This is a genomic window from Streptomyces sp. NPDC058525, from assembly GCF_042719495.1.
Taxonomy (GTDB): domain Bacteria; phylum Actinomycetota; class Actinomycetes; order Streptomycetales; family Streptomycetaceae; genus Streptomyces.
Genome location: NZ_JBHXNP010000040.1, coordinates 1 through 26,668 on the forward strand (window position 1 = coordinate 1; position 26,668 = coordinate 26,668).

22 protein-coding genes are annotated in these 26,668 nt (G+C 73.1%); 13 read left to right on the top strand and 9 right to left on the bottom strand.

Annotated features, from left to right (window positions below; all coding sequences use genetic code 11):
* Positions 1–53: 53 nt before the first annotated feature.
* Positions 54–779 carry a YwiC-like family protein gene (locus tag ACFWP3_RS19680; RefSeq protein WP_384222559.1) on the bottom strand — a complete coding sequence of 242 codons (726 nt, stop codon included), beginning with the start codon at positions 777–779 and terminating at the stop codon, positions 54–56.
* Positions 780–992: 213 nt separating this feature from the next.
* Here ACFWP3_RS19680 and ACFWP3_RS19685 point away from each other — a divergent pair, with 213 nt between their 5' ends.
* From ACFWP3_RS19685 to ACFWP3_RS19715, 7 genes are all read left to right on the top strand, one after another.
* A complete protein-coding gene (locus tag ACFWP3_RS19685) occupies positions 993–4,652 on the top strand; it encodes a nitrate reductase subunit alpha (protein ID WP_384222561.1) in 3,660 nt (1,219 codons plus the stop codon).
* Positions 4,653–4,655: 3 nt separating this feature from the next.
* Complete coding sequence (gene narH / locus ACFWP3_RS19690) at positions 4,656–6,176, top strand: nitrate reductase subunit beta (protein WP_384222563.1); 1,521 nt, start codon at positions 4,656–4,658, stop codon at positions 6,174–6,176.
* Positions 6,173–6,886 carry a nitrate reductase molybdenum cofactor assembly chaperone gene (gene narJ / locus ACFWP3_RS19695; RefSeq protein WP_384222565.1) on the top strand — a complete coding sequence of 238 codons (714 nt, stop codon included), beginning with the start codon at positions 6,173–6,175 and terminating at the stop codon, positions 6,884–6,886. The genes narH and narJ overlap by 4 nt, the downstream gene beginning before the upstream one ends.
* On the top strand, positions 6,886–7,611 hold the full coding sequence (gene narI, locus ACFWP3_RS19700) for a respiratory nitrate reductase subunit gamma (RefSeq protein ID WP_384222567.1): 726 nt from the start codon (positions 6,886–6,888) through the stop codon (positions 7,609–7,611). The genes narJ and narI overlap by 1 nt, the downstream gene beginning before the upstream one ends.
* Positions 7,608–8,798 carry a TIGR04053 family radical SAM/SPASM domain-containing protein gene (locus ACFWP3_RS19705; RefSeq protein ID WP_384222569.1) on the top strand — a complete coding sequence of 397 codons (1,191 nt, stop codon included), beginning with the start codon at positions 7,608–7,610 and terminating at the stop codon, positions 8,796–8,798. Before narI ends, ACFWP3_RS19705 begins: the two co-directional genes overlap by 4 nt.
* 55 nt (positions 8,799–8,853) lie before the next feature.
* Positions 8,854–10,233: a protoporphyrinogen oxidase gene (gene hemG, locus ACFWP3_RS19710; RefSeq protein ID WP_384222571.1), complete on the top strand. Its 1,380-nt coding sequence runs from the start codon at positions 8,854–8,856 to the stop codon at positions 10,231–10,233.
* Positions 10,234–10,310: 77 nt separating this feature from the next.
* Positions 10,311–11,894: an alpha/beta hydrolase gene (locus tag ACFWP3_RS19715; protein ID WP_384222574.1), complete on the top strand. Its 1,584-nt coding sequence runs from the start codon at positions 10,311–10,313 to the stop codon at positions 11,892–11,894.
* 84 nt (positions 11,895–11,978) lie between these two features.
* Here ACFWP3_RS19715 and moeZ read toward each other — a convergent pair whose 3' ends face one another.
* The 7 genes from moeZ to ACFWP3_RS19750 form a co-directional block, all read right to left on the bottom strand.
* The gene (gene moeZ, locus ACFWP3_RS19720; RefSeq protein ID WP_384222576.1) at positions 11,979–13,157 is read right to left on the bottom strand and encodes an adenylyltransferase/sulfurtransferase MoeZ; all 1,179 of its coding nucleotides are present in this window, start codon (positions 13,155–13,157) and stop codon (positions 11,979–11,981) included.
* 64 nt (positions 13,158–13,221) lie between these two features.
* Positions 13,222–13,983, bottom strand: a complete 762-nt coding sequence (locus tag ACFWP3_RS19725; RefSeq protein WP_384222578.1) for a spherulation-specific family 4 protein — start codon at positions 13,981–13,983, stop codon at positions 13,222–13,224.
* Positions 13,971–14,978 carry an NAD-dependent epimerase/dehydratase gene (locus ACFWP3_RS19730; RefSeq protein WP_384222580.1) on the bottom strand — a complete coding sequence of 336 codons (1,008 nt, stop codon included), beginning with the start codon at positions 14,976–14,978 and terminating at the stop codon, positions 13,971–13,973. The genes ACFWP3_RS19725 and ACFWP3_RS19730 overlap by 13 nt, the downstream gene beginning before the upstream one ends.
* Positions 14,975–15,859, bottom strand: coding sequence for a hypothetical protein (locus tag ACFWP3_RS19735; RefSeq protein WP_384222582.1), 885 nt, complete (start codon positions 15,857–15,859; stop codon positions 14,975–14,977). Before ACFWP3_RS19735 ends, ACFWP3_RS19730 begins: the two co-directional genes overlap by 4 nt.
* Before the next feature lie 386 nt (positions 15,860–16,245).
* A complete protein-coding gene (locus tag ACFWP3_RS19740; protein ID WP_384222584.1) occupies positions 16,246–17,850 on the bottom strand; it encodes a DUF3492 domain-containing protein in 1,605 nt (534 codons plus the stop codon).
* 196 nt (positions 17,851–18,046) lie between these two features.
* The gene (locus ACFWP3_RS19745) at positions 18,047–19,444 is read right to left on the bottom strand and encodes a DUF3152 domain-containing protein (RefSeq protein ID WP_384222587.1); all 1,398 of its coding nucleotides are present in this window, start codon (positions 19,442–19,444) and stop codon (positions 18,047–18,049) included.
* A gap of 5 nt (positions 19,445–19,449) precedes the next feature.
* Positions 19,450–20,418: an alpha/beta fold hydrolase gene (locus tag ACFWP3_RS19750; RefSeq protein WP_384222590.1), complete on the bottom strand. Its 969-nt coding sequence runs from the start codon at positions 20,416–20,418 to the stop codon at positions 19,450–19,452.
* A 130-nt stretch (positions 20,419–20,548) separates the two neighbouring features.
* On the opposite strand from ACFWP3_RS19750, the gene ACFWP3_RS19755 reads away from it, so the two are divergent.
* The 4 genes from ACFWP3_RS19755 to ACFWP3_RS19770 all read left to right on the top strand — a co-directional run bounded on the left by ACFWP3_RS19755 (position 20,549) and on the right by ACFWP3_RS19770 (position 22,401).
* Entirely contained in the window at positions 20,549–20,767 is a 219-nt protein-coding gene (locus ACFWP3_RS19755) for a hypothetical protein (protein ID WP_384222592.1), read from the top strand.
* 126 nt (positions 20,768–20,893) lie between these two features.
* A complete protein-coding gene (locus tag ACFWP3_RS19760) occupies positions 20,894–21,556 on the top strand; it encodes a TetR/AcrR family transcriptional regulator (protein WP_384222593.1) in 663 nt (220 codons plus the stop codon).
* A gap of 182 nt (positions 21,557–21,738) precedes the next feature.
* The gene (locus ACFWP3_RS19765) at positions 21,739–21,966 is read left to right on the top strand and encodes a DUF3107 domain-containing protein (protein ID WP_069921827.1); all 228 of its coding nucleotides are present in this window, start codon (positions 21,739–21,741) and stop codon (positions 21,964–21,966) included.
* Positions 21,967–22,098: 132 nt separating this feature from the next.
* A complete protein-coding gene (locus ACFWP3_RS19770) occupies positions 22,099–22,401 on the top strand; it encodes a hypothetical protein (RefSeq protein ID WP_384222596.1) in 303 nt (100 codons plus the stop codon).
* A gap of 84 nt (positions 22,402–22,485) precedes the next feature.
* Here ACFWP3_RS19770 and ACFWP3_RS19775 read toward each other — a convergent pair whose 3' ends face one another.
* Positions 22,486–23,244 carry a ferritin-like fold-containing protein gene (locus tag ACFWP3_RS19775; protein WP_384222598.1) on the bottom strand — a complete coding sequence of 253 codons (759 nt, stop codon included), beginning with the start codon at positions 23,242–23,244 and terminating at the stop codon, positions 22,486–22,488.
* Positions 23,245–23,719: 475 nt separating this feature from the next.
* On the opposite strand from ACFWP3_RS19775, the gene ACFWP3_RS19780 reads away from it, so the two are divergent.
* Together ACFWP3_RS19780 and ACFWP3_RS19785 are read left to right on the top strand one after the other, a co-directional pair.
* On the top strand, positions 23,720–25,663 hold the full coding sequence (locus ACFWP3_RS19780; protein ID WP_384222600.1) for a DEAD/DEAH box helicase: 1,944 nt from the start codon (positions 23,720–23,722) through the stop codon (positions 25,661–25,663).
* Positions 25,664–25,772: 109 nt separating this feature from the next.
* Positions 25,773–26,630 carry an alpha/beta fold hydrolase gene (locus tag ACFWP3_RS19785; RefSeq protein ID WP_384222603.1) on the top strand — a complete coding sequence of 286 codons (858 nt, stop codon included), beginning with the start codon at positions 25,773–25,775 and terminating at the stop codon, positions 26,628–26,630.
* The last annotated feature ends 38 nt before the right edge of the window (positions 26,631–26,668 follow it).

The following is a 26,668-nucleotide window of genomic DNA, read 5'->3' on the forward strand; positions in this document are numbered from 1 at the left end:
GCGTTTGAGGCGCGGGGGTTCGGGGGCGGAGCCCCCGACCGCGGCGGGGCGGACTAGTAGGCCAGTAACAGGGTCAGCAAGAGGGAAGACGCGCAGGCCAGTTCGATGGCGCCTACCACGGGGACGCGGAGGGCTCGGCCCGGGAGGGTGGCGGCTCGGGTCAGGTAGGCCGTGAAGGGGAGGGCCAGCCACGGGGAGAGGCAGGCGGCCGCCACCAGGGCCAGGGCGTGGTAGGCCACCGAGCCGACCCGGTAGGCCCGGGAGTTCCGCTCGCGGATCATCGTCTTCACGTACGGGACCGTGCCCGCGAAGTACAGCAGGCAGGCCGCCGCCGGCTCCCAGGACCCCGCCGGGCCGAGGCCGCCCAGGCCGGCCGCCACCATCAGCATCCCGCAGGCCGGGACCACCGCCGCCAGGCCGTTGACCAGGGCCCGCTCCCGCCCGCGCCGGGCGTAGTACGTGTTCACCGCCACGAACGGCGCGGCGAGCAGCGCGGCCGCCACCAGCCAGGGGTGCAGCACCGCCAGCGGGACGCCGGCCGCCGCGAAGGCCGCGCCGAAGACCACCGCCGGCCGCGCGTGCCGGCGCGCCGACCGCAGCCCGCGCGTCCGCAGCCGCAGCCACTGCTGGGCGTGGAAGACCGCGGCGTACCCGAGCAGCCAGGCCGCGAACAGCACCGCGTGCGCCCAGCCGGGCCGGGGCGCCAGGAACGTCCCCGCGAGGAACGGGACCGCGAGCATCGCCCAGGCTCCGTGCTGGTCCGGTATCCATTTGCGCACCTGAGTCACCCGGGGCACCCGACCCTTAATTGGAATTCCATCGCGTAATTTCCGCCCTCTTCGCCGAAGTTGACGTCCTTCCAGCGTGGCAGACCCTCGGCCTGCGAAAGACCGGAAAGAGGTCATGCCCGCACGGGACCTTTGTCACCGCTTTCGCCTTTTCCACAGGCGTAGCGTCGATACGCACCATTCATTCCGGCCTGGAGGGTCGCTTTGCAGGAGCGTCAGGGACATCAGGACGCCGCCGATTCGCTCATCAGGGCGGGCAGCTTCTTCACCCGTGCCGAGGTGTCCGAGGACCTGCGTACCGTCCATCACACGGGCGGGCGCGCGGCGGAGGCCTTCTACCGGGACCGGTGGAGCCACGACAAGGTCGTGTACTCGACCCACGGCGTGAACTGCACCGGCTCGTGCCGGTGGAAGGTGTACGTCAAGGACGGGATCATCACCTGGGAGACCCAGGCCACCGACTACCCGTCCGTCGGCCCGGACCGGCCCGAGTACGAGCCCCGCGGCTGCCCCCGCGGCGCCTCCTTCTCCTGGTACTCCTACTCCCCCACCCGCGTGCGCTACCCGTACGTGCGCGGCGAACTGCTGAGCATGTACCGCGAGGCGAAGGAGCGGCTGGGCGACCCGGTCGAGGCCTGGGCGGACATCCAGGGCGACCCCGAGCGGCGCCGCGCCTACCAGCGGGCCCGCGGCAAGGGCGGTCTGGTGCGGGCGACGTGGGAGGAGGCCACGGAGATCGTGGCCGCCGCGCACGTGCACACGATCAAGGAGCACGGGCCGGACCGCGTCGCCGGCTTCTCCCCGATCCCGGCCATGTCGATGGCCTCGCACGCCTCCGGCGCCCGCTTCCACTCGCTCATCGGCGCGCCGATGCTGTCGTTCTACGACTGGTACGCGGACCTGCCGGTGGCCTCGCCGCAGGTATTCGGCGACCAGACGGACGTGCCGGAGTCGGGCGACTGGTGGGACGCCGCCTACCTGATGATGTGGGGCTCCAACGTCCCCGTCACCCGTACCCCGGACGCGCACTGGATGGCCGAGGCCCGCTACCGCGGGCAGAAGGTCGTCACCGTCTCCCCGGATTTCGCGGACAACACGAAATTCGCCGACGAATGGATGCACCCGCACCCCGGTACGGACGGCGCGCTCGCCCTCGCCATGGGGCACGTGATCCTCAAGGAATTCTTCGTCGACCGCGAGACCCCTTTCTTCGCCGACTACGTCCGCAAGTACACCGACCTTCCTTTCCTGGTCTCCCTGCGGGAAACGGAACAGGGCCTGGTCCCCGGAAAGTTCGTGACGGCCGCCGATCTGGGCCGGGACACGGAGAACGCCGACTGGAAGACCGTGCTCGTCGACGACGCCACCGGTGAGCCCGTCGTCCCGAACGGCACCCTCGGACACCGCTGGGGCAAGAACGAGACCCCCGAGTGGAACCTGGACCTCGGCGACACCGTGCCCCGGCTGTCCCTGATCGGGGAGGGCGAGAGCGCCGAGATCGTCCTCCCGCGCTTCGAGGACGACGAGCGCGGGGGCACGGTCCGCCGCGGGGTTCCGGTCCGCCGCCTCGGGGACAGGCTGGTCACCACCGTCTTCGACCTGATGCTCGCCCAGTACGGGGTCGGCCGCGCGGGCCTGCCCGGCGAGTGGCCCACGGGCTACGAGGACGCCAGCCAGCCCGGTACCCCCGGCTGGCAGGAGTCGCTGACCTCGGTGCCGGCGGCCCAGGCCGCCCGGGTGGCGCGGGAGTTCGCGCAGACCGCCGAGCAGTCGCAGGGCCGCTGCATGATCCTGATGGGCGCGGGCACGAACCACTGGTTCCACTCCGAGACCATCTACCGCTCCTTCCTCGCCCTGCTCACCCTCACCGGCTGCCAGGGCCGCAACGGCGGCGGCTGGGGCCACTACGTCGGCCAGGAGAAGTGCCGCCCGGTGACCGGCTGGGCCACCCTGGCCGCAGCCTCCGACTGGTCGCGCCCGCCGCGCCAGATGATCGGCGCCGCCTGGTTCTACCTGCACACCGACCAGTGGCGCTACGACACCCTGCCCGCCGAGGCGCTGGCCTCCCCGCTGGGCACGGGCAGCTTCGAGGGCATGACCGGCTCCGACTGCCTGGCCGCGAGCGCCCGGATGGGCTGGATGCCGTCCTACCCGACCTTCGACCGCAACCCCCTCGAGCTGGGCGAGGCCGCCGACCCCGTTGCCGAAACGATTCAGCAGCTCAAGGACGGCACCCTCGGCTTCGCCGGCGAGGACCCGGACGCCCCGCGCAACTGGCCGCGCGTGCTCAACGTGTGGCGGGCCAACCTGCTCGGATCCAGCTCCAAGGGCAACGAGTACTTCCTCAAGCACCTCCTCGGCACGCACTCCAACCTCCCCGAGGACGGCCCGCGCTGCACACCCAAGGACGTCACCTACCGCGCGGAGGACGTCGAGGGGAAGCTGGACCTCCTCATGACCATGGACTTCCGGATGACGTCCACGACGCTCCTGTCCGACGTGGTCTTCCCCGCGGCGACCTGGTACGAGAAGCACGACCTGTCCTCCACGGACATGCACCCCTTCCTGCACGCCTTCACCCCGGCCGTGGACCCGCCCTGGCAGGCCCGCTCCGACTACGACGCCTTCCGCGGCCTGGCCGAGCGCTTCGGCGAGCTCGCCCGGACCCACCTGGGCGTCCGCCGGGACCTGGTGGCGACCGCCCTCCAGCACGACACCCCGGGCGGCGAGATGGCCCAGCCCGGCGGGGTCGCGCTGGACTGGTCCAAGGGCGAGTGCGAACCCGTACCGGGCCGGACCATGTACAACCTGACCGTCGTCGAGCGCGACTACGGGGCGGTCGGCGAGAAGTTCGCCGCGCTCGGCCCGCTGGTCGACCGGCTCGGCGTGACCACGAAGGCGATCACCTTCGACGTGGCCGAGGAGGTCGCGTACCTCGGCGAGAAGAACGGCCTGGTCCGCGGCGGGGCCGCCGACGGCCGCCCGCGCCTGGACACCGCGCAGCGGGCCTGCGAGGCGATCCTCTCCCTCTCGGGCACCTCGAACGGGCGCCTGGCCACCCAGGGCTTCGAGACCCTGGAGAAGCAGGTCGGCACGCACATGGCCCACCTGGCCGCCGAGGCCGAGGGCAAGCGGATCACCTTCGCCGACACCCAGGCCCGGCCCGTCCCGGTGATCACCTCGCCCGAGTGGTCCGGGTCGGAGGCCGGCGGGCGCCGGTACACGGCCTTCACCGTCAACACCGAGCACCTCAAGCCCTGGCACACCCTCACCGGCCGCCAGCACTTCTTCATCGACCACGACTGGCTGCACGAGGTCGGCGAATCGCTGCCCGTCTACAAGCCGCCGCTGAACATGCACACCCTGTACGGGGAGCCCGAGCTCGGCACCGTCGACGAGAAGGCGAAGTCGGTGGCCGTGCGCTACCTGACCCCGCACAACAAGTGGGCGATCCACAGCCAGTACCAGGACAACCTCTACATGATGACGCTGGGCCGCGGCGGCCAGACGGTGTGGATGTCCCCGCAGGACGCCGAGGCGATCGGGGTCGCGGACAACGACTGGATCGAGGCGGTCAACCGCAACGGCGTGGTCACCGCCCGCGCGATCGTCTCCCACAAGATGCCGCCCGGCACCGTCTACATGAACCACGCGCAGGAGCGGACGGTCGGCGTCCCCAAGACCGAGAAGACCGGCCGACGCGGCGGCATCCACAACTCGCTGACCCGGGTGATGCTCAAGCCCACCCACCTCATCGGCGGCTACGCCCAGCTGACCTGGGCCTTCAACTACCTCGGCCCGACCGGCAACCAGCGTGACGAGGTGACGGTCATCCGCCGCCGCGACCAGAAGGTGGAGTACTGACAGATGCGCGTCATGGCACAGATCGCGATGGTCATGAACCTCGACAAGTGCATCGGCTGCCACACCTGCTCGGTCACCTGCAAGCAGGCGTGGACCAACCGGCAGGGCACCGAGTACGTCTGGTTCAACAACGTCGAGACCCTCCCCGGCCAGGGCTACCCGCGCCGCTGGGAGGACCAGGAGAAGTGGAAGGGCGGCTGGGAGCGCACCCTGTCCGGGCGGCTGCGCCTGAAGGCGGGCGGCCGGCTGCGCAAGCTCGGCGAGATCTTCGCCAACCCGCACCTGCCGGAGATCGACGACTACTACCAGCCCTGGACCTACGAGTACAAGAACCTCACCGAGGCCCCGGCGGGCGACGACCTGCCCACCGCGCGGCCCGTCTCCCAGGTCACCGGCGAGCCGATCGACACGATCCAGTGGGGCCCGAACTGGGACGACAACCTCGGCGGCGCCCCCGCGCACGCGCCGAAGGACCCGATCGTGGAGAAGATCCGCGACGAGGTGGGCGAGAAGATCCGCTTCGAGTTCGAGCAGAGCTTCATGTTCTACCTCCCCCGGGTCTGCGAGCACTGCCTGAACCCGGCCTGCGTCTCGTCCTGCCCGTCCGGCGCCATGTACAAGCGCGAGGAGGACGGCATCGTCCTCGTCGACCAGGACCGGTGCCGCGGCTGGCGCATGTGCGTGACCGGATGCCCGTACAAGAAGGTGTACTTCAACCACCAGACCGGCAAGGCCGAGAAGTGCACCTTCTGCTTCCCGCGCATCGAGGTCGGCATGCCGACGGTGTGCTCGGAGACCTGCGTGGGCCGCATGCGCTACCTCGGCGTGATGCTGTACGACGCCGACAAGGTCGCCGAGGCCGCGGCCGTGGAGGACGAGCACGACCTCTACCCCGCGCAGGTGGAGTGCTTCCTCGACCCGCACGACCCGGCCGTGGTCGCCGCCGCGAAGAGCGCCGGCCTCACCCACGAGTGGATCGAGGCCGCGCAGAACTCCCCCGTCTACGACCTGATCGCCACCTACCAGGTCGCCCTGCCCCTGCACCCGGAGTACCGGACCATGCCGATGGTCTGGTACGTGCCCCCGCTCTCGCCCGTCGTCGAGGCGGTGGCCGCGACCGGCAGCGACGGCGAGGACGCGGGCAACCTGTTCGGCGCCATCGACGCCCTGCGCATCCCCGTGGAGTACCTCGCGGCGATCCTCACGGCCGGCGACACCTACGCCGTCGAGGCGGTGCTGCGCCGGATGGCCGCGATGCGCGCCTACATGCGCGGGATCAACCTCGGCGGGCAGCGGGACGAGTCGATCGCCACGGCGGTCGGGCTGACCGGCGTCGAGATGGAGGACATGTTCCGGCTGCTCGCGATCGCCAAGATCGAGGACCGGTTCGTGGTCCCCAGCGCCGCCCGCGCCGATGCCGAGGCGCTCGCCGACACGCATCCGCTGGACGCCGAATGCCCCGTCGGGGCGGTGGGCGAGCCGCGCGTGATGCTCAACCTCAGCCCCACCAGGAGGAGTTCGTGAGCACCCGGTCCCCCCAGTCCTCCGATGCCCTGGTGCGCCTGGTCGCGGGCTGCGCGCTGCAGTACCCCGGCGACCACTTCCACGACGAACTCCCGCGGCTCCGTGCGGCCCTCGCCGGGGCGGCCGCCGAACCGGCCGCGCTGCTCGGCTCGTTCCTCGACCACGCCGCGTCCCTGGGCCCGATCGAGCTGTGCGCCGAATACACCTCGACCTTCGACACCCGCAACCGGCGCTGCCTCTACCTCACCTGGTGGGTGGACGGCGACACCCGCCGCCGCGGCCTGTCGCTGGTCCGGCTGAAGCGGATCTACCGGGACTTCGGGCTGGAGTTCGCGGGCGAGGAGCTGCCCGACTTCCTGCCGGTGGCCCTGGAGTTCGCCGCGCTGCGCGAGCAGGCCGGGACCGAGCTGCTCCAGGAGCACCGGGCCGGGCTGGAGCTGCTGCGGCTCGCGCTGGCCGAGTCCCGGTCCCCGTACGCCCGGGTCCTGGAGGCGGTCTGCGCGACCCTGCCGGGCCCGTCCCCCGAGACCAAGGCCGAGGCGAAGGCGCTCGCGAGGAACGGGCCGCCGCAGGAGCTGGTGGGCGCGGGCTCCCCGCTCGAACCCTTCGGCCCTGGCATCGACATGCCCGCCGACCTGCCCGTGGGCGTGCCCGCGGGCCGGCCCACCGACCTCCCCTGGCCCACCACCGCGGAAAGGCAGACGGCCTGATGGACCTCCTCCTGTGGGGCGTGCTCCCGTACGTCTGCGTCGCCGTGCTGATCGCGGGCACGGTCTGGCGGGCCCGGTACGACCGGTTCGGCTGGACCACCCGCTCCTCGCAGCTGCACGAGTCGCGGCTGCTGCGCATCGGCTCGCCGCTGTTCCACTTCGGCATGCTGTTCGTGGTGCTGGGCCACGTCGTGGGTCTGCTGATCCCGATGAGCTGGACCGACGCGGTGGGCCTGAGCGACCACGCCTACCACCTGCTGGCCGTCTCCACCGGAGCGGTCGCGGGTGTCGCGGCGGCCGCCGGCATCGGGATCCTGGTCTACCGGCGCTTCACGGTCCCGGCCGTGCGCAAGGCGACGCTCAAGGGCGACCACCTGATGTACACGGTCCTGCTCGGCGCGATGGTCCTCGGCCTGACGGCCACGATCCTCAACTCCACCGGGCAGACGGACGGCTACAACTACCGCGAGGGCATCTCGGTCTGGTTCCGCAGCCTGTTCGCCCTCAGCCCGGACTACCACCTGATGGCGGGCGCCCCGCTCGCCTTCAAGCTGCACATCGTGTTCGGCTTCACGCTGTTCGCACTGATCCCCTACTCGCGCCTGGTGCACATGTTCTCGGCTCCGCTGGCGTACCTGGTGCGGCCGTACGTGGTCTACCGGCGGCGGGATCCGAAGCAGCTGGCCAACCGCCCGAGCAAGCGCGGCTGGGAGCGGGTGTCGTGAAGCCGCCCAGCGTCGTGCGCCGGCCCCGGCACGCCGTCTCCGAACGGCCGTTCATCGTCATCTGGGAGGCCACCCGGGCCTGCCCGCTGGCCTGTCTGCACTGCCGGGCCGAGGCGCAGACCGCCCGCCACCCGCAGGAGCTCGACGGGGACGGCGCCCGCCGCGTGATGGACCAGATCGCCGCCTTCGGCCGGCCGAGCCCGCTGTTCGTGATCACCGGCGGGGACCCCTTCCAGCGCGCCGACCTCACCGGACTGATCGCGTACGGGACCTCCCTGGGCCTGCGCGTCGCGGTCTCCCCCTCCGGTACTCCGACGCTCACCCGCGAGAACCTCGTCGCGGTGCGCGACGCGGGAGCCGTGGCCCTGTCCCTGTCCCTGGACGGCTCGACCGCCGAACGGCACGACGCCTTCCGCGGGGTGCCCGGGGTCTACGACTGGACCCTGGACGGCTGGCGGGCGGCCCGCGAGCTCGGGCTCAAGGTGCAGATCAACACCACGGTCTCCCGCGACAGCCTGGAGGACCTGGCCGACATCGCGGCGCTGGTGCGGCGCGAGGGCGCGATGCTCTGGTCCGGCTTCGTCCTGGTCCCGACGGGCCGCGGCGAGCAGCTGGACTCCCTGACGCCCGGGGAGATCGAGGACGTCCTGCACTTCCTCTACGACTGCGGCGCCGTGATGGCCACCAAGACCACCGAGGGCCACCACTTCCGGCGGGTCGCGCTCCAGCGCACCGTCCTCGACGCGCGCGGGGAGCGGCCGGAACTGGGGCCGCTGTACGAGCGCCTGTCGGCCCGCGCCGCCGCGCTGGGGCTGGGCGGCGGGGAGCGGCGGGCGGTGCGGCGCCCGCCGATGGACGTGTCCTCGGGGCGCGGTTTCGTCTTCATCTCGCACACCGGCGAGGTGCACCCGAGCGGCTTCCTGCCGGTGTCGGGCGGCAACGTGAAGACGCGGCCGCTGACGGAGATCTACCGGGAGTCGGAGCTGTTCACGCGGCTGCGGGACCCGTCGCTGCTGCGCGGGAAGTGCGGGGCGTGCGAGTACAAGACGGTGTGCGGGGGTTCGCGCTCGCGGGCGTACGGCTTCACGCGGGACGTGCTGGAGGCGGACCCGTACTGCGCGTACGAGCCGGGCAGCTTCCCGTACCAGGACGAGGTGAGGGCTCTGGCCGAAAGCATGAGGCGCTGACACCCGAAAGCCCCATATGTTTCATAGGGGAACATACCGTTCGCGGGAGAAGACAATGCGTTCAGTGATCGTCATCGGTGGCGGCATCAGCGGGCTGGCCGCCGCGTGGCAGCTGCGCGGCCAGGCGGATGTCACCGTGCTGGAGAGCCACACCAAGGTCGGCGGCAAGCTGCGCACCGGCACCATCGCCGGAATCACCGTGGACGAGGGCGCGGAGTCCCTGATGGCGCTGCGGCCGGAGGCTGTGGAGCTGGCCGCGGCCGTCGGGCTGGGCGACGCGCTGTGCGACCCGGCGACGGCGCCGACCACCGTCTGGACCAACGGCGCGCTGCGCCCGCTGCCCGCCGGACACGTCATGGGCGTCCCCACCGACCCCGCGGCACTGACCGGGACCGGGCTGCTCTCCGCCGAGGGCGTGGCGCGGATGTGCGCGGAGGAGACCCTCGCGGCGGCCCCGCTGACCGAGGACTGCTCGGTGACCGACTACCTCGCGGCCCGCTTCGGCCAGGAGGCCGTGGACCGGCTCGTCGAGCCCGTACTGGGCGGGGTCTACGCCGGGCGCGCCGAACGGCTCTCGCTGCGCGCGGCGATGCCGCGGATCGCGGCGCTGGCGGCGCAGGGCGGGCCGCTGCTGCCCGCGCTGCGCCGGATGAAGGCGGCGGGCGCGCCGCGGTCGGCGGCCGTGGCCGTCCAGGGCGTGGCCGGCGGCACGGGCCGCTTCCCGCAGGCCGTCGCGGAGGCCTGCGGGGCGCGGATCCTCACGGGTACGACGGCCCGCTCGCTCCACCGGATCGCGGGCGACCGGTGGCGGGTGCAGGCCATGACGGGCGACGGCCCGCTGACCATGGAGGCCGACGCGGTGATCCTGGCCCTGCCGGCCTTCGCGGCGGCGGAGCTGCTGCGGCCGCACTCGCCGCTGGCGGAGGCCGACCTCTCGGCGATCCCGCACGCGTCGACGGCGGTGATCACGATGGCGTTCTCCCGCTCCCAGGCGCACTTCCTCCCGGAGGGCAACGGCTTCCTGGTCCCGGCGGTGGACGGGCACACCCTGAAGGCGGCGTCCTTCCTGTCGAACAAGTGGGCCTGGCTGGCCGCGACCGCCCCGGACACGTTCGTCCTGCGGGCGTCCGTCGGCCGGATCGGCGAGGACCAGCTGCTGGCCCGCCCGGACCGGCACCTGATCCGCTCCGCGATCACCGAACTCCACCACGCGGTCGGGGCGATGGGCGAGCCGCTGGCGGCGCGGGTGACGCGCTGGGACCGGGGGCTGCCGCAGTACGGCGTGGGCCACCGCGAGCGGGTCGCACGCATCCGCGAGGCCGCCGCGAAGCTGCCCGGCCTGGCGTTGTGCGGAGCCGCGTACGAGGGCGTCGGCGTGGCCGCCTGCGTAGCCACGGGCCGCTCCGCCGCCCAACAACTCCTGTCCACCACCTGACGCTCCCGGCTGCACCGGAGGGACCCGTTTGGGTCAGCGCGGGGGCGGGGGTGGCGGGGGGCGCCGAGGATGGGGGCATGCCGAGAAACGTCTGGCGGGTCACCGCCGCCGCCGCACTGGCCACCACGCTCTTCGCCACCACCGGCTGCTCCGACGACGGCGACGGGAAGAAGGCGCAGGCCGACGGCGCCAAGGAGGCCAAGCCCCTCGAGTGGGGCGAGTGCCCGGCCCCCACCCCCCTGGAGGGCGGCGGCCAGGCCCCGCCCAAGGACTGGCAGTGCGCCACCCTCGACGTCCCCCTCGACTACGCGAAGCCCGAGGGCGAGACCATCCCGATCGCCCTCATCCGCGCCAAGGCCCGCGACCAGAAGAACCGCATCGGCTCGCTCGTCTTCAACTTCGGCGGCCCCGGCGGCTCCGGCATCACCACCCTGCCCGGCGCCGCCAAGGAGTACGAGGCCCTGCGCGCCCGGTACGACCTGGTCAGCTTCGACCCCCGCGGAGTCGGCCGCAGCGCCCCCGTCCGCTGCGAGGACGACAAGCAGCTCGACGCCTACTACGCCCAGGACTCCTCGCCCGCGACCCCGCAGGAGGAGAAGGGCTTCGTCGACAACATCAAGGCCTACCAGAAGGCCTGCGAGAAGAACTCCGCCAAGCTCCTGCCCCACGTCGGCACCGAGAACGCCGCCCGCGACCTGGACCGCATCCGCCAGGCCCTCGGCGACGAGAAGCTGCACTACTTCGGCATCTCGTACGGGACCGAGCTCGGCGGGGTCTACGCCCACCTCTTCCCGAAGAACGTCGGGCGGGCCGTCTTCGACGCCGTCGTGGACCCGACCAAGACCTCCGAGGAGGGCGCGCTCGGCCAGGCGCAGGGCTTCCAGCTCGCCCTCGGCAACTTCGCCCAGGACTGCGTGGACCGCGGCGACGAGTGCAAGCTCCAGGGCAGCACCGCCAAGGAGATCGAGGCCAACATCATCAAGCTCCAGAAGGACCTGGCGGCCAAGCCCATCGCGGGCATCGGCGACCGGCAGCTCACCGAGAGCCAGGCGACCAACGGCATCGCGCAGGCCCTGTACTCGCAGGAGCTGTGGCCGCTGCTGGAGCAGGGCCTCGACGAGGCCGACGGCGGGCAGGGCCAGCTGCTGCTCGCCCTGTCCGACGCGCTCAACGGCCGCGACCAGCAAGGGCACTACAGCAACATCGGCGCCGCGAACACCGCCATCAACTGCGCCGACTCCAAGGACCGGTACACGCTGGCGCAGACCAAGGCCAAGCTGCCGGACTTCCGCGCGGCCTCGCCCGTCTTCGGCGACTTCCTCGGCTGGGCGATGCTGAGCTGCACCGACTGGCCCGTCGCGGGCGCCTCGGAGACACCAGATGTGTCCGCTCCCGGATCCGCTCCGATCCTCGTGATCGGCAACACCGGCGACCCGGCCACCCCGTACGAGGGCGCCCGCCGCATGGTCGAGCGGCTCGGCCCCGGCGTCGGCATCGAGCTCACGTACAAGGGCGAGGGGCACGGCGCGTACAACAGCGGCGACACCTGTGTGCAGGACGCGGTGAACGCGTACCTGCTGGACGGGAAGAAGCCCGCCGCCGGGACCGTCTGCACCGCGAAGCCGAACCCGACCGCGCCCCCGACCACCTCCCCCGTCTGACCTGCCGGCCGACTCCCGCCCCGCCCCGCCCGGGCATGCCGAAGGGGCCGCACTCCCTGCGGAGTGCGGCCCCTTCGGTGACTGCTAGTAGATCGGCTTGTCCGGCTCGATCTGGTGGACCCAGCCGATTACGCCGCCGCCGACGTGGACCGCGTCCGCGAAGCCGGCCGCCTTCAGGACCGCGAGGACTTCCGCACTGCGGACACCCGTCTTGCAGTGCAAGACGATCCGCTTGTCCTGCGGGAGGTCCTGGAGGGCGGTGCCCATCAGGAACTCGCCCTTGGGGATCAGCTTCGCGCCGGGGATCGAGACGATCTCGTACTCGTTGATCTCGCGGACGTCGATGATCTCGATGTTCTCGCCGTCGTCGATCCACTCCTTGAGCTGCTTGGGAGTGATCGTCGAGCCGGCGGCCGCCTCCTGGGCCTCCTCCGACACGACGCCGCAGAAGGCCTCGTAGTCGATGAGCTCCGTGACGGTCGGGTTCTCGCCGCAGACCGCGCAGTCGGGGTCCTTGCGGACCTTGACCTGGCGGTACTGCATCTCCAGGGCGTCGTAGATCATCAGGCGGCCGACCAGCGGCTCGCCGATGCCCGCGAGGAGCTTGATCGCCTCGTTGACCTGGATGGACCCGATGGACGCGCAGAGCACGCCCAGTACGCCGCCCTCGGCGCAGCTCGGGACCATGCCCGGCGGCGGGGGCTCCGGGTACAGGCAGCGGTAGCACGGCCCGTGCTCGGACCAGAAGACCGAGGCCTGGCCGTCGAAGCGGTAGATCGAGCCCCACACGTACGGCTTGTTCAGCAGTACGCAGGCGTCGTTGACGAGGTAGCGCGTGGCGAAGTTGTCCGTGCCGTCGACAATGAGGTCGTACTGGCTGAAGATCTCCATCACGTTCTCGGCTTCGAGCCGCTCTTCGTGGAGGACCACGTTCACGTACGGGTTGATGCCCAGCACGCTGTCGCGGGCCGACTCGGCCTTGGAACGGCCGATGTCCGCCTGGCTGTGGATGATCTGACGCTGCAGGTTCGACTCGTCGACCTCGTCGAACTCCACGATGCCCAGCGTGCCGACGCCGGCCGCGGCCAGGTACATGAGGGCGGGCGAGCCGAGGCCGCCCGCGCCCACGGCCAGCACCTTGGCGTTCTTCAGGCGCTTCTGGCCGTCCATCCCGACATCGGGGATGATCAGGTGGCGGGAGTACCGACGAACCTCGTCAACGGTGAGCTCAGCAGCTGGCTCGACCAGGGGTGGCAGCGACACGGGGACTCCGTAGATGGTGACGTTCTCAACGGTGGTTCTTCCCGTAACACTGCCACGCCCGTCTTCATTCCAAGACACCCGTCCCGATCCGCGAGACGATTTCGTCCCAGTACGCGGGCATGGACGCCCACGGGTCGCGATCGGCAGCGCCGCGCCGGTCGGTGAACCAGATGGTGCCCGCCCCCTGCCAGCGGGCGATCCGCATCGCCTCCTCGAGATGGGTGCGCGGCACCCCGTGCACCAGGTGGCAGAACCGCTCCGGCGGATGGTCGGCGGTCCACTCGGCCACCTGCGACCAGCGGTAGTCGGCCCACGCCCCGGAGAAGGTGACCAGCTGGTCGGCGGCCTCCAGGTAGCCCTCGTACGGGTGCGTGCCGTGCCCGAGCACGATCCGCACCTCCTCGCCGAGGCCGCGCAGGGTGTCCGCGACCCGGCGCACCGAGGCGAGTTCGGCCTTGCCGGCCGGAGCCCCGGCGAGGTAGAAGCCGCCCACCCCGTACCAGTCGAGGAAGCGGTGGGCGTCGGAGACCAGCTCCCCGAAGGACCGCTCGCCGTCCCGCATCGCGAGATGGCCGAGGAGCCGCGGGCCGCCGCCCGCGCCGCGGAGCTTCGCGGCGGCTTCCGTGCAGTGCGGGTCAGGCCGCCCGCCGGGGCCTTCCGTGACATTGAGCACCGCCCAGTGCAGCGGGGTTCCGGGGCGGGTCAGCTCGGCCCATTCGACGGGGGCGAGCAGCGGGTGCGCATAGCCGGGGATGCCCAGGCCGAGGCGGCCGGCCTCGGTCGCGGGCGCCGTCGCAGCACCCGGCGGGGTGGTCAGATGCGGCACGCCGCCTCCATCCAGATGTCCGCGAGGGACTCCTCCAGGTTGATCCGCGGCCGCCAGCCGAGCCGGTCGCGGGCGGTGCGGACATCGGCCTGCTGCCAGGCGCCGCAGCCGTCGGGGTACGGGTACGGCTGCGGGGCCGCGCCGGCGAGCTGCTCGGCGGTCGCCTCGGAGCGGGGGGAGCCGATGGCGGCGAGACCGGCCGGCCGGCCGGGGTGCGCGTGCTGCTGGGGCCCGCCGTGCGGGACGTCCAGCTCGTGCAGCGCGCCCCCGTACCCGGCGACCCGGGCCAGGACGGCGGCCGCGTCGCGCAGCCGGACCGCGCGGCCGGTGCCGATGTTCACGACGCCCTGGGCCGCCGAGAGCGAGGCCGCGTGCACGGCCCGGGCCACGTCCCGTACGTCCACGAAGTCGCGCTGCACGCCGAGCCCGCTGAGCTTGAGCTCCCCGTCCCCGGACTGCATGGCCCGCCGCATGGCCTCGGCGAGGCGGCCGAGCGGGGAGCCGGCGGGGGTGCCGGGGCCGACGGGCGAGAAGACGCGGAGCACGACGGCGTCCAGACCGGAGCCGAGCACCAGCTCGGTGGCGGCCAGTTTGCTGACGCCGTACGGCCCGCCGGGTCTCGGCACGGCGTCCTCGGCCGTGGAGGAGCCGGGCTGGCTGGGCCCGTACTCGGCGGCGCAGCCGAGCTGGACGAGGCGGGCCCCGCAGCCGCTGCGGCGCAGGGATTCGCAGATCGTCGCGACGGCCACCGTGTTGTGCCGGGTGAGCTCGCGGGCTCCGCCGCGGGTGGCGCCGGCGCAGTTGATCACGACGCCCGGGTGGACGGCGTCGAGGAACCGGGTCAGCGCACCGGGGCTGCCGGTGGCGAGGTCGAACCGGACGTCGGCGTCGTCGCCGCGGCCGAGCGCGGTGAGCTGGACGGCGGGGTCGGCGAGCAGCCGGTCGGCGACGTAGCGGCCGAGGTATCCGTTGGCTCCGATCAGCAGCACCCTCATCGCATGGCCCCTTGGTTGGTTGGCTGGCCGGTCATCTTCTGTTTCTCCTTGCGGGTGGGTGGACGGGGCCGCGCATGGGCGGATGCGCGGGACAGTGCGAGGACCGCGTGTACGAGGAGTCCCGCGGCCGCGGCGGAGGCCGCGGCCGGGACGGGTACGAGGGCGAGCGCCAGGGCCGCGGCGACGGGCCCGCGGTGGGCTCCGTGGAGCAGCAGCAGCCTGGTCAGGAACAGCAGCAGGGCGAGCGGGACGGCGGCCGTGAGCCGGGCTCCGGCGAGCGCGGCGGCCCCGGCGGCGGCCGCGGCGAACCCCGCGACGGCGGCGAGGAGCAGCGGCCGGACCCGGTCCGCGAACTCCTCCAGGGCCCGGCTCCCGGCGAGCCGCGCCCTGGCCCGGGCGGCGAAGGCGGCCGCGGCCAGGTGCCCGGGGGCGACGGCCAGGGCGAGGCCGAGCGCGAGGGCGGTGCCGTACCGGTGCGCGGCCCAGCCTGCGACGGCCGCGGCGAGCAGGTGCGCCGCCAGGGGGAACCGCCCGCCGGCGGCCCGGCCGGGCCACACCAGCGCGGCGACGGTCACGGCCACGGCGACGGGCCCGGCCCAGGCCGGCGCGGCGGAGGCCGCCCCGAAGGCGAGGGCCCCGGGCAGCAGCGCGAAGCCGAGTCCCAGCAGCGGGGACGGCCCGGCGGGCGCCCGCGTGCGCTCGGCGGCGGGGGCGTCCCCGCGCGGGGTGCGGGCGTACAGCTCCTCGGCGAGCGAGAAGACGTCCCGGTGCCGGAAGCGCCGGGCGGTGCGGTCGGTGATCCCGTGGGCCTCGAGCCCGGCGGCGATCTCCAGCGGATCCACGGCCCGCCCGCACAACTCCCGATGCCGATGCAACAGCACCTTGACCGGATCCCCTCTCCCCCGCCGCCCCCCACCGGCAATTTCAGCCCCGCCGGCGTTTGAGGCGCGGGGTTCGCCGGCACTTGAGGCACGAGGCCCCGCAAATTCAGCCCCGCCCCCACCTGAGGCACGAGGCCCGGCAATTTCAGCCCCGCCGGCGTTTGAGGCGCGGGGTCCGGGGCGGAGCCCCGGCAACGGCGCGGCACCGGCACGCATACCCTCGCCCCCCTCGCCGGAGGCGACCCCGCGGAGCCCCGGCAACGGCGCGGCACCGGCACGCATACCCTCGCCCCCCTCGCCGGAGGCGACCCCGCGGAGCCCCGGCAACGGCGCCGCACCGGCAGACGAGCCGTCATCCCCGCCCGAGGCGGACACACGGAGCCCCGTCATGCCGACGCCTCGGGCACCGACACCGGCACCGGCTCCGCCCACGTCGGGCTGGTCCAGTGCCCCGGCACCCTCGCTTCGGCGGGCCGCGCGAAGGGGACCTCCCCGTCCGGCCGCGCCGACCCGGCGGCGAGCAGCCTCAGGTAGATCTCCCGGAAGGCGGCCACGTTCTGCTCGACGGTGAACAGCTCCAGCGCCCTGGCCCGCGCGGCCGCGCCGAGCCGCTGCGCCCGTTCGGGATCCCGCAGCAGCGCCAGGCACGCGTCGGCCAGCGCCCGCGGATTGCGCGGCGGGACGACGAGCCCGGTGCCGCCGATGACCTCGCAGACCGCGCCGACGTCGGTGGAGACGGTGGCGCGGCCGCACAGCATCGCCTCGGCCAGCGTGACCGGGAAGCCCTCGATCACGGAGGACAGCACGACGACCCGCCCGGTGCCGTACGCCTCGGCCGGGGTCGGCGCGTCGGGTCCCCCGATCTCCTCGAAGGTGACGGGGTTCTCCCCGGCCGTGACGGCGTCGGCGGCCTCGTCGGGGAAGAGCTGGGCGGCCAGCGAGCGGCAGTCGGCGAGGTAGCCGGGGGCCGCGGCCGTGGCGAAGATCCGCAGCCGGGTCTGCGGAGCGGCCTTGCGGACCTCCGCGAAGGCGTGCAGCAGGGCGATCAGGTCCTTGGCGGGCTCTATCCGCCCGACCCACACGAGGGTGTCGGGGTCCCCGCAGTCCGCGGACTCCCCGACGGTGGCGAATCGGTCCGCCTCCATCCCGGGGTAGACCGTCCGCAGCTTGTCCCGGGCGGCCCCGCACCGCTCCTGCCAGCGTCGGGCGTGCGCGTTCCCGGGGGTCAGCAGGTCGGCCCGGGCGTAGATCTCGGCGGCCAGCCGGATGTGGAAGGCCGCGAGCAGGGCCCGTACGGCCGGGCGGGCCTCCGGGCTCTGCTCGAGGTAGTGGGCCCGCAGCTGGACTCCGTACTCGGTGACCAGCAGCGGGACTCCGAAGAAGCGTTTGGCCAGCAGTCCGGGGAGGGCGGCGACCCCGCCCGCCGCCGCGTGGCAGACGTCGACCGCGCCCAGGCTGCCGAGCGGGGCGTTCTCCTCGTACCAGTCGAGGGACAACGGCCGCAGCATCCGCTCCAGTTCGTCCACGAACTCCAGCAGGTCCGGCACCTGCGCCGCCTGCACGGTCCGCCCGGCGCCCTGTGCGCGGCAGGCGGATTCGAGCAGCCGTACCGCGGACTCGGAGCGCAGCGCCGCGTACAGTCCGCCCTGTTCGCGGGCGAGTCCGGCGAGCCCGTACAGCCCGGCCGCGAAGGCGGGCGCCTCGCCGGCGCAGATCCCGTGGACCAGTTCCCGGAAGCAGTCGGCGAACCGCCGGCGCTCGCGCCGGGAGTACGTCCGCCCGTCGTCGGCCGGGGCCCACAGGGGGGCGGTCCGGACTCCGGTGACGTGTTCGGGCAGCGGGACCCTCGCGCGTTCCTGCTCGGCGCTGCGGCTCAGTGCGTAGAGCTCGAACTCGTGCTGCGGGAGCCCGCGCACGAGCCGGTCGCACCACAGCCTCGCCTCTCCCGTGGCATACGGATAACCACCTTCCGTGAGCAGTCCGATCCGCACGAGTGGCACCCCCGATCTCCCGTTACAGGCGGTCGCCGTCGGTCCGGCGACCCGCCGCGGAAGAACTCAAGCGGATATGCCGAAGGCGCGACGGACGGTTGTCCGTCGCGCCACCGGAAGGGGTGAAGAGTCGTAACTTTCCCGTACGGTTCGCGTTCGAGCGCGCTACGCGGCGCGATACGGGCGCGAAGTGCGGTCAACTGCCGGGAAATACCCACGGGTTGGGCTTGCACTGGATGCCGTCGATGTCGAGCGACTTCGTCTGCTGCTGCATGATCGGGGCGAGTGCGCCGGGCGTGCGGCAGTTCACGTGGCCGTGTCCGAGCCGGTGGCCGACCTCGTGGTTGATGAGCATCTGGCGGTAGGCGAGCATCTGGTCCGGCCCGAAGGTGGCGGCTCCCTGGGCCCAGCGGAACGCGTTGATCATCACGCGCTCGGTGGCGGCGGAGTCGCACGAGACGTTGTCGACCGTGGTGTCCAGGTCGGATTTCGCGCACCACTTCGCGGTGGTCCCGGGGCTGGCGAGGGTGATCACGAAGTCGGTCTCGCCGCCCGGCACCCGCTCGAAGGTCTTCGCGCCGCCGTGGGCCCAGCTGCGGTCGTCGTTGAGGGTGCGGTGGACGGCCTCGGCGAACAGCTGCGGGTCCAGGCCGAGGCCCTGCTCCACGTCGACCCGGTAGCGCACGAGCTTGCCCTTGCCGGGGGCCTTGGCCACGCCCGGCACGGTGTCGAAGGCGCCGGAGCCGGTGAGCTTCTCGTCGATCGGCAGCTGCTGGGCCATCTTCTGCTCGTACGTGAGCTCCGGCGCGGGCGCGGGCGCGGGGGCCTGCGCGGGCGCCTCCGGCGTCGGGCGGCCGTCGGAACGGGAGGCGGCCCCGTCGGCCCGGTCGTCGGTGGCGGCGAGCGTGCCGTGCTGGACGCGCTCGCCGTCCGAGGCCACCTGCCCGGCGACGACCACGGCGAGGACGGTGGTGACGGCCGCGGCGGCCATGCCGGTGTAGGTGCGGACCTTCAGGCCGCGGCTGGAGCCGGGCTGCTCCGGCTCCGGCGCCGGCGCTTCGTCGACGGGCTTGCGCGGCCCGGGCACGCGGCGGTGCGAGCCGGTGGAGGTGAGGGCGTCGCGGTCCGGGTCGGAAGCGGGGGCGGAGCCGGGGCCCGGGCCGGGGACGCGGGCGGGCGCGGGCATCCGGCCGGGGGCCGGAGCGGAGTCCGGCGGGGGCAGGGTGACCTGCGGGAAGCCGACCGCGGGAGTGCCGAAGGCCGGGGTGTCGGTGTCGAGCAGGGCGGTCGTGGTCCGGGGCCGCGGGATCCCGCGCCAGTCGCCGTACACGGAGTCGGCCCGGGCCCCCCAGGCGCCGCCGCCCTCGTGCTGCTGGGGGTGGCCGGTGGGGACGGGCCGCTCCTCGGGCACGTATCCCTGGTGGGTGACGGTGGTCTCGGGCCAGGGCCGGCCGCGTTCCTCGTACACCGGCGGCCGCCCGTGCGACTGCTCGTAGGGCGGGTCGTAGGGCTGGTCGTACGGCCGGGGGGCCGGCGCCGGGGCGGGTGCGGGCGCCGCGGCGGGCAGGGGCGCCTTGCGGCTATGTCGTCCCACGGTTCTCAGCCTCTGCCGTCTTCGGTGTCCTGGAGCAGCTCCCGGAAGGCGGCGGCCACCACCTCGGGGTACTCCATCATCGCCACGTGCCCGGCCTCGGGCAGACACAGCAGCCGCGAGCCCCGAAAGGCAGCGGCCGCCTTGTGCGCCATGCGGTACGAGACCAGCTGGTCCCTGCCACCGTAGACCAGCAGGGTCGGTGCGAGTACCCGCTGGGCCTGCCGCCACAGTCCGTGCTGGCCGCCGAGGGTGTAGGCGTCGACGATGCCGCGGGACGAACGGCTCAGGGACTCCCAGAAGTACGGCAGCGCCATCCGCCGCTCCATCTCCTCGACCGCGTTGCGGAACCCCTCCGGCGTCACCCGTGCGGGGTCCCCGTAGCAGAGCTCCGTCACCCCCCGGGTGCGCTGTTCGGCGGTCAGGCCCTGGGCGATCCGGCCCACCAGCGCGGCCATCCCCGGTACGGCGAGCAGCGCCGTCGGCACGGCCGACCGCTGCACGCGCAGTTCGGGCAGGGCGGGCGAGACCAGCGTGAGGGAGCGCACCAGGTCGGGCCGGACGGCCGCGACGCGCGTGGAGACGGCGCCGCCGAGGGAGTTGCCGAACAGGTGGACCGGCCCGCGTCCGGCGGCGTCGAGGTACCGGATGACGGCGCGGGCGAACGCGGTGACCGAGTAGTCGCGGTCGCCGGGCGGCGGGGACCAGCCGAAGCCGGGCAGGTCGAGGGCCTCGCCGTCGACGGTGTCGGCCAGCCGCCCCATGAGCTCGGACCAGTTCTGGGAGGAACCCCCGAGTCCGTGGACGAACAGGGCGGGCGGCAGGTCCGTGCGGACGGGCGGGCGCACCCGGACCGCCAGCTCCAGCCCGGGCAGCGCGACGGTGCGCAGCTGCTCTCCATCGGCCACCCGGACCGCTCCCGCCGGGGCGGAGGGCTCGGCGGTGGACCGTACACCCGGCAGCTCGGTCGAAGACATGCGGCAATGTTACGAGACGATCACGCCGGACTCCTTGTGTTCGCGGTCACAGAGGCATGGCGATCCGTATAGCGGGGTATCCGCAAGCCTCCTAGGCTCGTAGTGAGCACAAGGAAGCGAGGGGAGCGGTATGACTGTCGACCCTGCGGAGCCGGACACCTTCCGGGAGCCGTTTCCGGAAGCCGCCGACCCCGAAGCGCCCGAGGCGGACCTGGCCGAGCAGCTGACCGAGGTGGAGCCGTCGCAGGAGGACGACCGGGTCACCGGTGTGGATCGCGGCGAGGCCAATGACGGCGACGCCGTGGAGCAGGCCAGGGTGGTGCCCCTGGACGACGACGACTACCGCTGACCAGCACGTCCGACCGGTCCGTACCGCGAGAAAACTCGGCTTGAACCCACCAGATTCGGTTACCGAAAAGTACGATGGCCGCGCGGCGCACAGCGCACTGTGTTCTTAGAGAAAGTGGGAGGCGGCGTGACAGCCATCGAGCAGACCGAGGCAGCGCGTCCGCGGGGCACGCGACTGCCGCGCCGGGCCCGGCGCAACCAGCTGCTGGGCGCGGCTCAGGAGGTCTTCGTCGCGCAGGGCTACCACGCCGCGGCCATGGACGACATCGCCGAGCGGGCCGGCGTGAGCAAGCCGGTGCTGTACCAGCACTTCCCCGGCAAGCTCGACCTCTACCTGGCGCTGCTGGACCAGCACTGCGAGGCCCTGCTGCTCGCCGTGCGCACGGCGCTCGCGTCGACGACCGACAACAAGCTGCGCGTGGCGGCCACGATGGACGCCTACTTCGCGTACGTGGAGGACGAAGGCGGCGCCTTCCGGCTGGTCTTCGAGTCCGACCTGACGAACGAGCCGGCCGTGCGCGAACGCGTCGACCGGGTCTCGCTCCAGTGCGCCGAGGCCATCTCCGACGTCATCGCCGAGGACACCGGCCTGTCCAAGGACGAGTCGATGCTGCTGGCCGTGGGCCTGGGCGGGGTCTCGCAGGTGGTGGCCCGCTACTGGCTGTCGAGCGAGAGCCCGGTCGCGCGGGACACGGCGGTGGGCCTGCTGACCTCGCTCGCCTGGCGCGGCATCGCGGGATTCCCGCTGCACGGCAGCGAGCAGGGCGGCGACCAGGGCGCCGAAGGCTGAGCCGCGGGCGCCCGGGGCCGAGCCGCGGGACGGCCTCCGGGAGGGCCGGGTGCGCCGTCGCCTCCGGCGCTGTTCGCTGCGAGCGTGTCCGCTACGCGCGGTTCCCGTCCCCTCTCCGGGCTAATGTGGACCGCGTACGGCGCGGCTGATCGCGCGAAACGGACCGTCGGAGGGACATAGCCGTGGAGGTCAAGATCGGCGTGCAGCACGCACCCCGGGAGATCGTGCTGGAGAGCGACCTGAGCGCCGAGGAGCTGGAGAGCATCGTCGCCGCCGCGCTGTCCGGCACCGCACCGCTGCTCAGCCTCACCGACACCAAGGGCCGCAAGGTCCTGGTGCCGTCCGACCGCCTGTCGTACGTCGACCTTGGCGAGCCGAGCACGCGCAAGGTCGGCTTCGGAGCGCTCTGACGCGATGGCACCTGACGTGCCGAGAACTGTCTGAAACGGCCCGGTGGTTGGCTCCACCGGGCCGTTTCCGTGTCTTCCGCTTCGGGTAGGACGGCAGTGACGGCGTTTGCCCTGACGTGTGGGAGGGACTTCATGCTGCTGATGGAAGTGCTCGGCTCTGCCCTGCTGGGCCTCGCCCTGTCCGCGACAGCCGCGCGGATGCTCGCCGGACGGCTGCCCGCCCTGCGGGTGGTGCTGGTCAGCGGGGTGCTCGGGGCGCTGTTCGGGGCCTATCTGACGCACTTCGCGCTCGGCCCGGGGCACAACACCCTGACCGCGACCTTCGTCGGGGCCGTGCTGGTGTCGGCGGTGGTGCTGTCCCTGCTCCTCCGGCCGGCCTCCGGGCCCCGCAGGCCCTCGCACAGGACTCCGTTTTCGCTCCCGACCCGGGGCTGACCCCTGACACACGACGGCCCCGGCACGGATGACTCCGTGCCGGGGCCGTCGTACGCGCGGCCCGGTTCCGGGCCGCGGCGGCGCCTAGGCGGCGAGGCCGAGGGCTGCCATCCGCTTGGTGTGCGCCTTGGTGATCCGGGTGAACATCTCGCCGACGGCCGCGAGATCGAAGCCGGCGGCCATGCCGTCGACTCCGCCGACCAGCATGGTGGAGAGCGCGTCGCGCTCGGCGACCACGCGCTGGGCCTGCGAGAGGGCCTCGCCCATCAGCCGGCGGGCCCACAGCGCGAGGCGGCCGCCGCAGCGCGGGTCGGCCTCGATGGCGGCGCGGACCTTCTCGACGGCGAAGTTGCCGTGGCCGGTGTCGTCGAGCACGCCGAGGACCAGGGCCCGGGTGTCGGTGTCGAGGTGGGTGGCGACCTCGCGGTAGAAGTCGCTGGCGATCGAGTCGCCGACGTAGGCCTTGACCAGGCCCTCCAGCCAGTCCGAGGGCGCGGTCTGGCGGTGGAAGTCGTCCACGCCCTTGGCGAAGGGCTCCATGGCGGCGGTGGGCTCGGCGTCGATCGCCGCGAGCCGGTCGCGCAGCCGCTCGAAGTGGTGGAACTCGGCGGACGCCATGGCGGCGAGCTCGGCCTTGTCGTCGAGGGTGGGCGCGAGCTTCGCGTCCTCCGCGAGGCGTTCGAAGGCCGCGAGCTCTCCGTACGCGAGCGCGCCGAGCAGGTCCACGACGGCGGCCCGGTACTGCGGCGAGGCGGAGGCGGCCGCCCAGTCCTGGGCGGCGATGCCCTCGGCTTCGGCGGAGGTGCCGTCGTCGGCGGGCGTGGCGTTTTCTACGGTCGACATGCTCCGCACAATAGCCCGCCGAAAGGCGCCTCAAGTCACCACGCCTGGTCACCGCCGGTCTGCCTAAACGTGCCGCGGTGATGAATTCGCCCGACACAGCTGCGCGATTCCGGGGTACAGTGGTAATGCGCCTGCCGGATACTCGGCGGGCCATCTGAATGAGGATGCCCGGTCGGTGGCCCGATCGGCTCCAAACCGACCGCCCTCAGTGGTGTGGTGTGTGCGCAGACGCGTGCCTCCCCGCACGAGGGGCCCCCTCAGCGGCAAGAGCGCTTGAGCGACGGCAGTGGTCCCGCGCAGCTTCGTACGTAGCAGTACGGCATAGCCAGGCACGGTACGACCCCCTTCGCCGCCTCGGGCCGCGTCTCACAGAAGAGGCAGCACCCTGACTACGTTCCGAGACCTCGGGATTCTCCCCGAGACCGCCGAAGCCCTCGAGGCCGTCGGCATCGTGTCCCCTTTCCCGATCCAGGAGATGACCCTTCCCGTCGCCCTTTCCGGCACGGACGTCATCGGCCAGGCCAAGACCGGAACCGGCAAGACGCTCGGTTTCGGCCTTCCCCTGCTGGAGCGGGTCACCGTCCCCGCGGACGTCGAGGCCGGCCGGGCCCGCCCGGACCAGCTGACCGACGCCCCGCAGGCCCTCGTGGTGGTTCCGACCCGCGAGCTGTGCACCCAGGTCACCAACGACCTCCTGACCGCGGGCAAGGTCCGTAACGTCCGCGTCCTCGCCATATACGGCGGCCGCGCGTACGAGCCCCAGGTCGAGGCGCTCAAGAAGGGCGTCGACATCATCGTCGGCACCCCGGGCCGCCTGCTCGACCTGGCCGGCCAGAAGAAGCTGGACCTGTCGCACATCCGCGCGCTGGTCCTCGACGAGGCCGACGAGATGCTCGACCTGGGCTTCCTGCCCGACGTCGAGAAGATCATCAACCACCTGCCGCCGAAGCGTCAGACCATGCTGTTCTCGGCGACCATGCCGGGCGCGGTCATCGGCCTGGCCCGCCGGTACATGTCCCAGCCGACGCACATCCGCGCCGTGTCCGAGGACGGCGAGGGCGCGACCGTCGCCAACATCGCGCAGCACGTCTTCCGCGCGCACAACATGGACAAGCCTGAGCTCGTCTCCCGCATCCTGCAGGCCGAGGGCCGCGGCCTGGCCATGATCTTCTGCCGTACCAAGCGCACGGCGGCCGACATCGCCGAGCAGCTGGAGAAGCGCGGCTTCGCCTCGGGCGCCGTCCACGGCGACCTGGGCCAGGGTGCGCGCGAGCAGGCCCTGCGCGCGTTCCGCAACGGCAAGGTCGACGTGCTGGTGTGCACCGACGTCGCCGCCCGCGGCATCGACGTCGAGGGCGTGACGCACGTCATCAACTACCAGACGCCGGAGGACGAGAAGACCTTCCTGCACCGCGTGGGCCGCACCGGCCGCGCGGGCAACAAGGGCATCGCCGTCACCCTGGTCGACTGGGACGACATCCCGCGCTGGCAGCTGATCAACAAGGCGCTGGAGCTGGACTTCCACGACCCGGTCGAGACGTACTCCACGTCCCCGCACCTGTTCGAGCAGCTGAACATCCCGGCCGGCACCAAGGGCGTCCTGCCGCGCGCCGAGCGCACGCGGGCCGGCCTGAAGGCCGAGGACCTCGAGGACCTGGGCGAGACCGGCGGCCGCGGTGCCCGTGGCGGCCGCGGTCCGGCCGCCGCCGCCGTGGTCACCGAGGAGCGCCCGGCGCGCACCCGTACGCCGCGTCAGCGCCGCCGTACCCGTGGTGGTGCGGAGCTGGGCTCCGAGGCCGCCGCCGCACCCGCGGCCGAGGCCCCGCAGTCCGCGCAGGCCCCGGCCGCCGACGAGCCGCGCAGGCCGCGCCGCCGCCGTACCCGTGTGGGCGCGGTGCCGGCCCAGGCCGTCGAGGCCGTGGCCGTCGCCGAGGCGGCTCCGGCCGTGGCGGCCGCGCCGGTCGCCGAGGCCGCCGCGATCGTCGAGGCCGCCGCGGTCGTGGTGGCCGAGGAGGCTGCGGCCAGGCCGAAGCGCACCCGCACCCGCAAGGCCGTCGCCGCGGTCGCCGAGGCGGCCGTGGTCGAGACCCCGGCCGAGGAGGCCCCGGTCAAGCCGAAGCGGACCCGCGTCCGCAAGGCCGTCGAGTCGGCTCCCGAGCCGGACTTCCAGATGGCCCCGCCCGTGGAGCCCGTCAAGGCCCGCGCCGTCCGCACCCGCGTCCGCAAGGTCGTGGACGCGGCTCCGGAGCCGGACTTCCAGATGGCGCCGCCCGTCGAGCCGGTCAAGGCCCGCCGGACCCGGACCCGCAAGGTCGCCGAGGCCGCTCCGGAGGCTCCGGCCGCCGCGGTGGCCGAGGAGGCCCCGGCGAAGCCGAAGCGCACCCGCACCCGCAAGGCCGCGGCCGCGCCGGAGGCGTAAGCACCGTCACGATGGCCCGGTTCCCCGTCCTGGGGGGCCGGGCCATCGGCGTACCGGTATCGGCCGTCCCGCGGAACCGCGCCGCCGACCGGCCAGTAACGTGAGCCGTATGAGCAAGCCGCCGCGCCTCTCCCTGCCCCCGCGCGCCCGCGCGTACCTCCTCGACACCGCCCGTGGCGCGTTCGCCGTGCACGAGGCCGGTGCGCCCGTCCGCGGGACCGCCCTGCTGGTCCCCGGGTTCACGGGCAGCAAGGAGGACTTCATCGGGCTGCTGGAGCCGCTGGCCGGCGCCGGGTACCGCGTCGTCGCCGTCGACGGCCGCGGCCAGTACCAGAGCCCGGGTCCGCGCGAGGAGTCCGCGTACACCGTGGAGGAGCTGGGGAGGGACGTCCTCGCGCAGGCCGCCGCGCTGGGCGGGGGCCCGGTCCATCTGGTCGGGCACTCCTTCGGCGGGCTGGTCTCGCGCGCCGCGGTGCTGCGCGACGCGGCCCCCTTCGCCTCGCTCACACTGCTGAGCAGCGGGCCCGCCGCGATCTCCGAGGAGCAGCAGGCGCGTACGAAGCTGCTGGTGGCGGCTCTGGAGGCGTTGCGCGAGGACATGCCGGCGGTGTGGGAGGCGATGCGCGCGCAGGACCCCGAGAACGCAGTCCCGGATGCGCCCGAGCTGACGGAGTTCCTGCGCGAGCGGTGGCTGGCCACCGTCCCCGAGCAGCTGATCGGGACGGGCCGGGTGCTGATCTCGGAGCCGGACCGGGTCGCGGAGCTGGCGGCCGTGGCGCTGCCCAAGCTGGTGCTGTCCGGGGTCGTGGACTATGCGTGGCCGGTGCCGCTGATGGACGACATGGCGGTGCGCCTGAGTGCTTCGCGCGTGATCGTCGAGGGCGCCGAGCACTCGCCGAATGCGGAGAATCCGCAGGTCACGGCGGGTGCGCTGGCTGCCTTCTGGGACTCCTGCACCCCCGAGTAGTTAGCCAGTGAAAAAATTTCCTTAGCGTAGGGAATGTT

Bases quoted from the DNA above. Each gene is read 5' to 3' on its own strand.
- ACFWP3_RS19730 (WP_384222580.1), bottom strand. From the start codon at position 14,978: ATGAGGGTGCTGCTGATCGGAGCCAACGGATACCTCGGCCGCTACGTC.
- ACFWP3_RS19780 (WP_384222600.1), top strand. From the start codon at position 23,720: ATGACCCTTCCCGTCGCCCTTTCCGGCACGGACGTCATCGGCCAGGCC.
- ACFWP3_RS19785 (WP_384222603.1), top strand. From the start codon at position 25,773: ATGAGCAAGCCGCCGCGCCTCTCCCTGCCCCCGCGCGCCCGCGCGTAC.
- ACFWP3_RS19750 (WP_384222590.1), bottom strand. From the start codon at position 20,418: ATGTCTTCGACCGAGCTGCCGGGTGTACGGTCCACCGCCGAGCCCTCC.
- narI (WP_384222567.1), top strand. From the start codon at position 6,886: ATGGACCTCCTCCTGTGGGGCGTGCTCCCGTACGTCTGCGTCGCCGTG.
- ACFWP3_RS19770 (WP_384222596.1), top strand. From the start codon at position 22,099: ATGCTGCTGATGGAAGTGCTCGGCTCTGCCCTGCTGGGCCTCGCCCTG.
- ACFWP3_RS19775 (WP_384222598.1), bottom strand. From the start codon at position 23,244: ATGTCGACCGTAGAAAACGCCACGCCCGCCGACGACGGCACCTCCGCC.
- hemG (WP_384222571.1), top strand. From the start codon at position 8,854: ATGCGTTCAGTGATCGTCATCGGTGGCGGCATCAGCGGGCTGGCCGCC.
- ACFWP3_RS19755 (WP_384222592.1), top strand. From the start codon at position 20,549: ATGACTGTCGACCCTGCGGAGCCGGACACCTTCCGGGAGCCGTTTCCG.
- narH (WP_384222563.1), top strand. From the start codon at position 4,656: ATGCGCGTCATGGCACAGATCGCGATGGTCATGAACCTCGACAAGTGC.
- ACFWP3_RS19715 (WP_384222574.1), top strand. From the start codon at position 10,311: ATGCCGAGAAACGTCTGGCGGGTCACCGCCGCCGCCGCACTGGCCACC.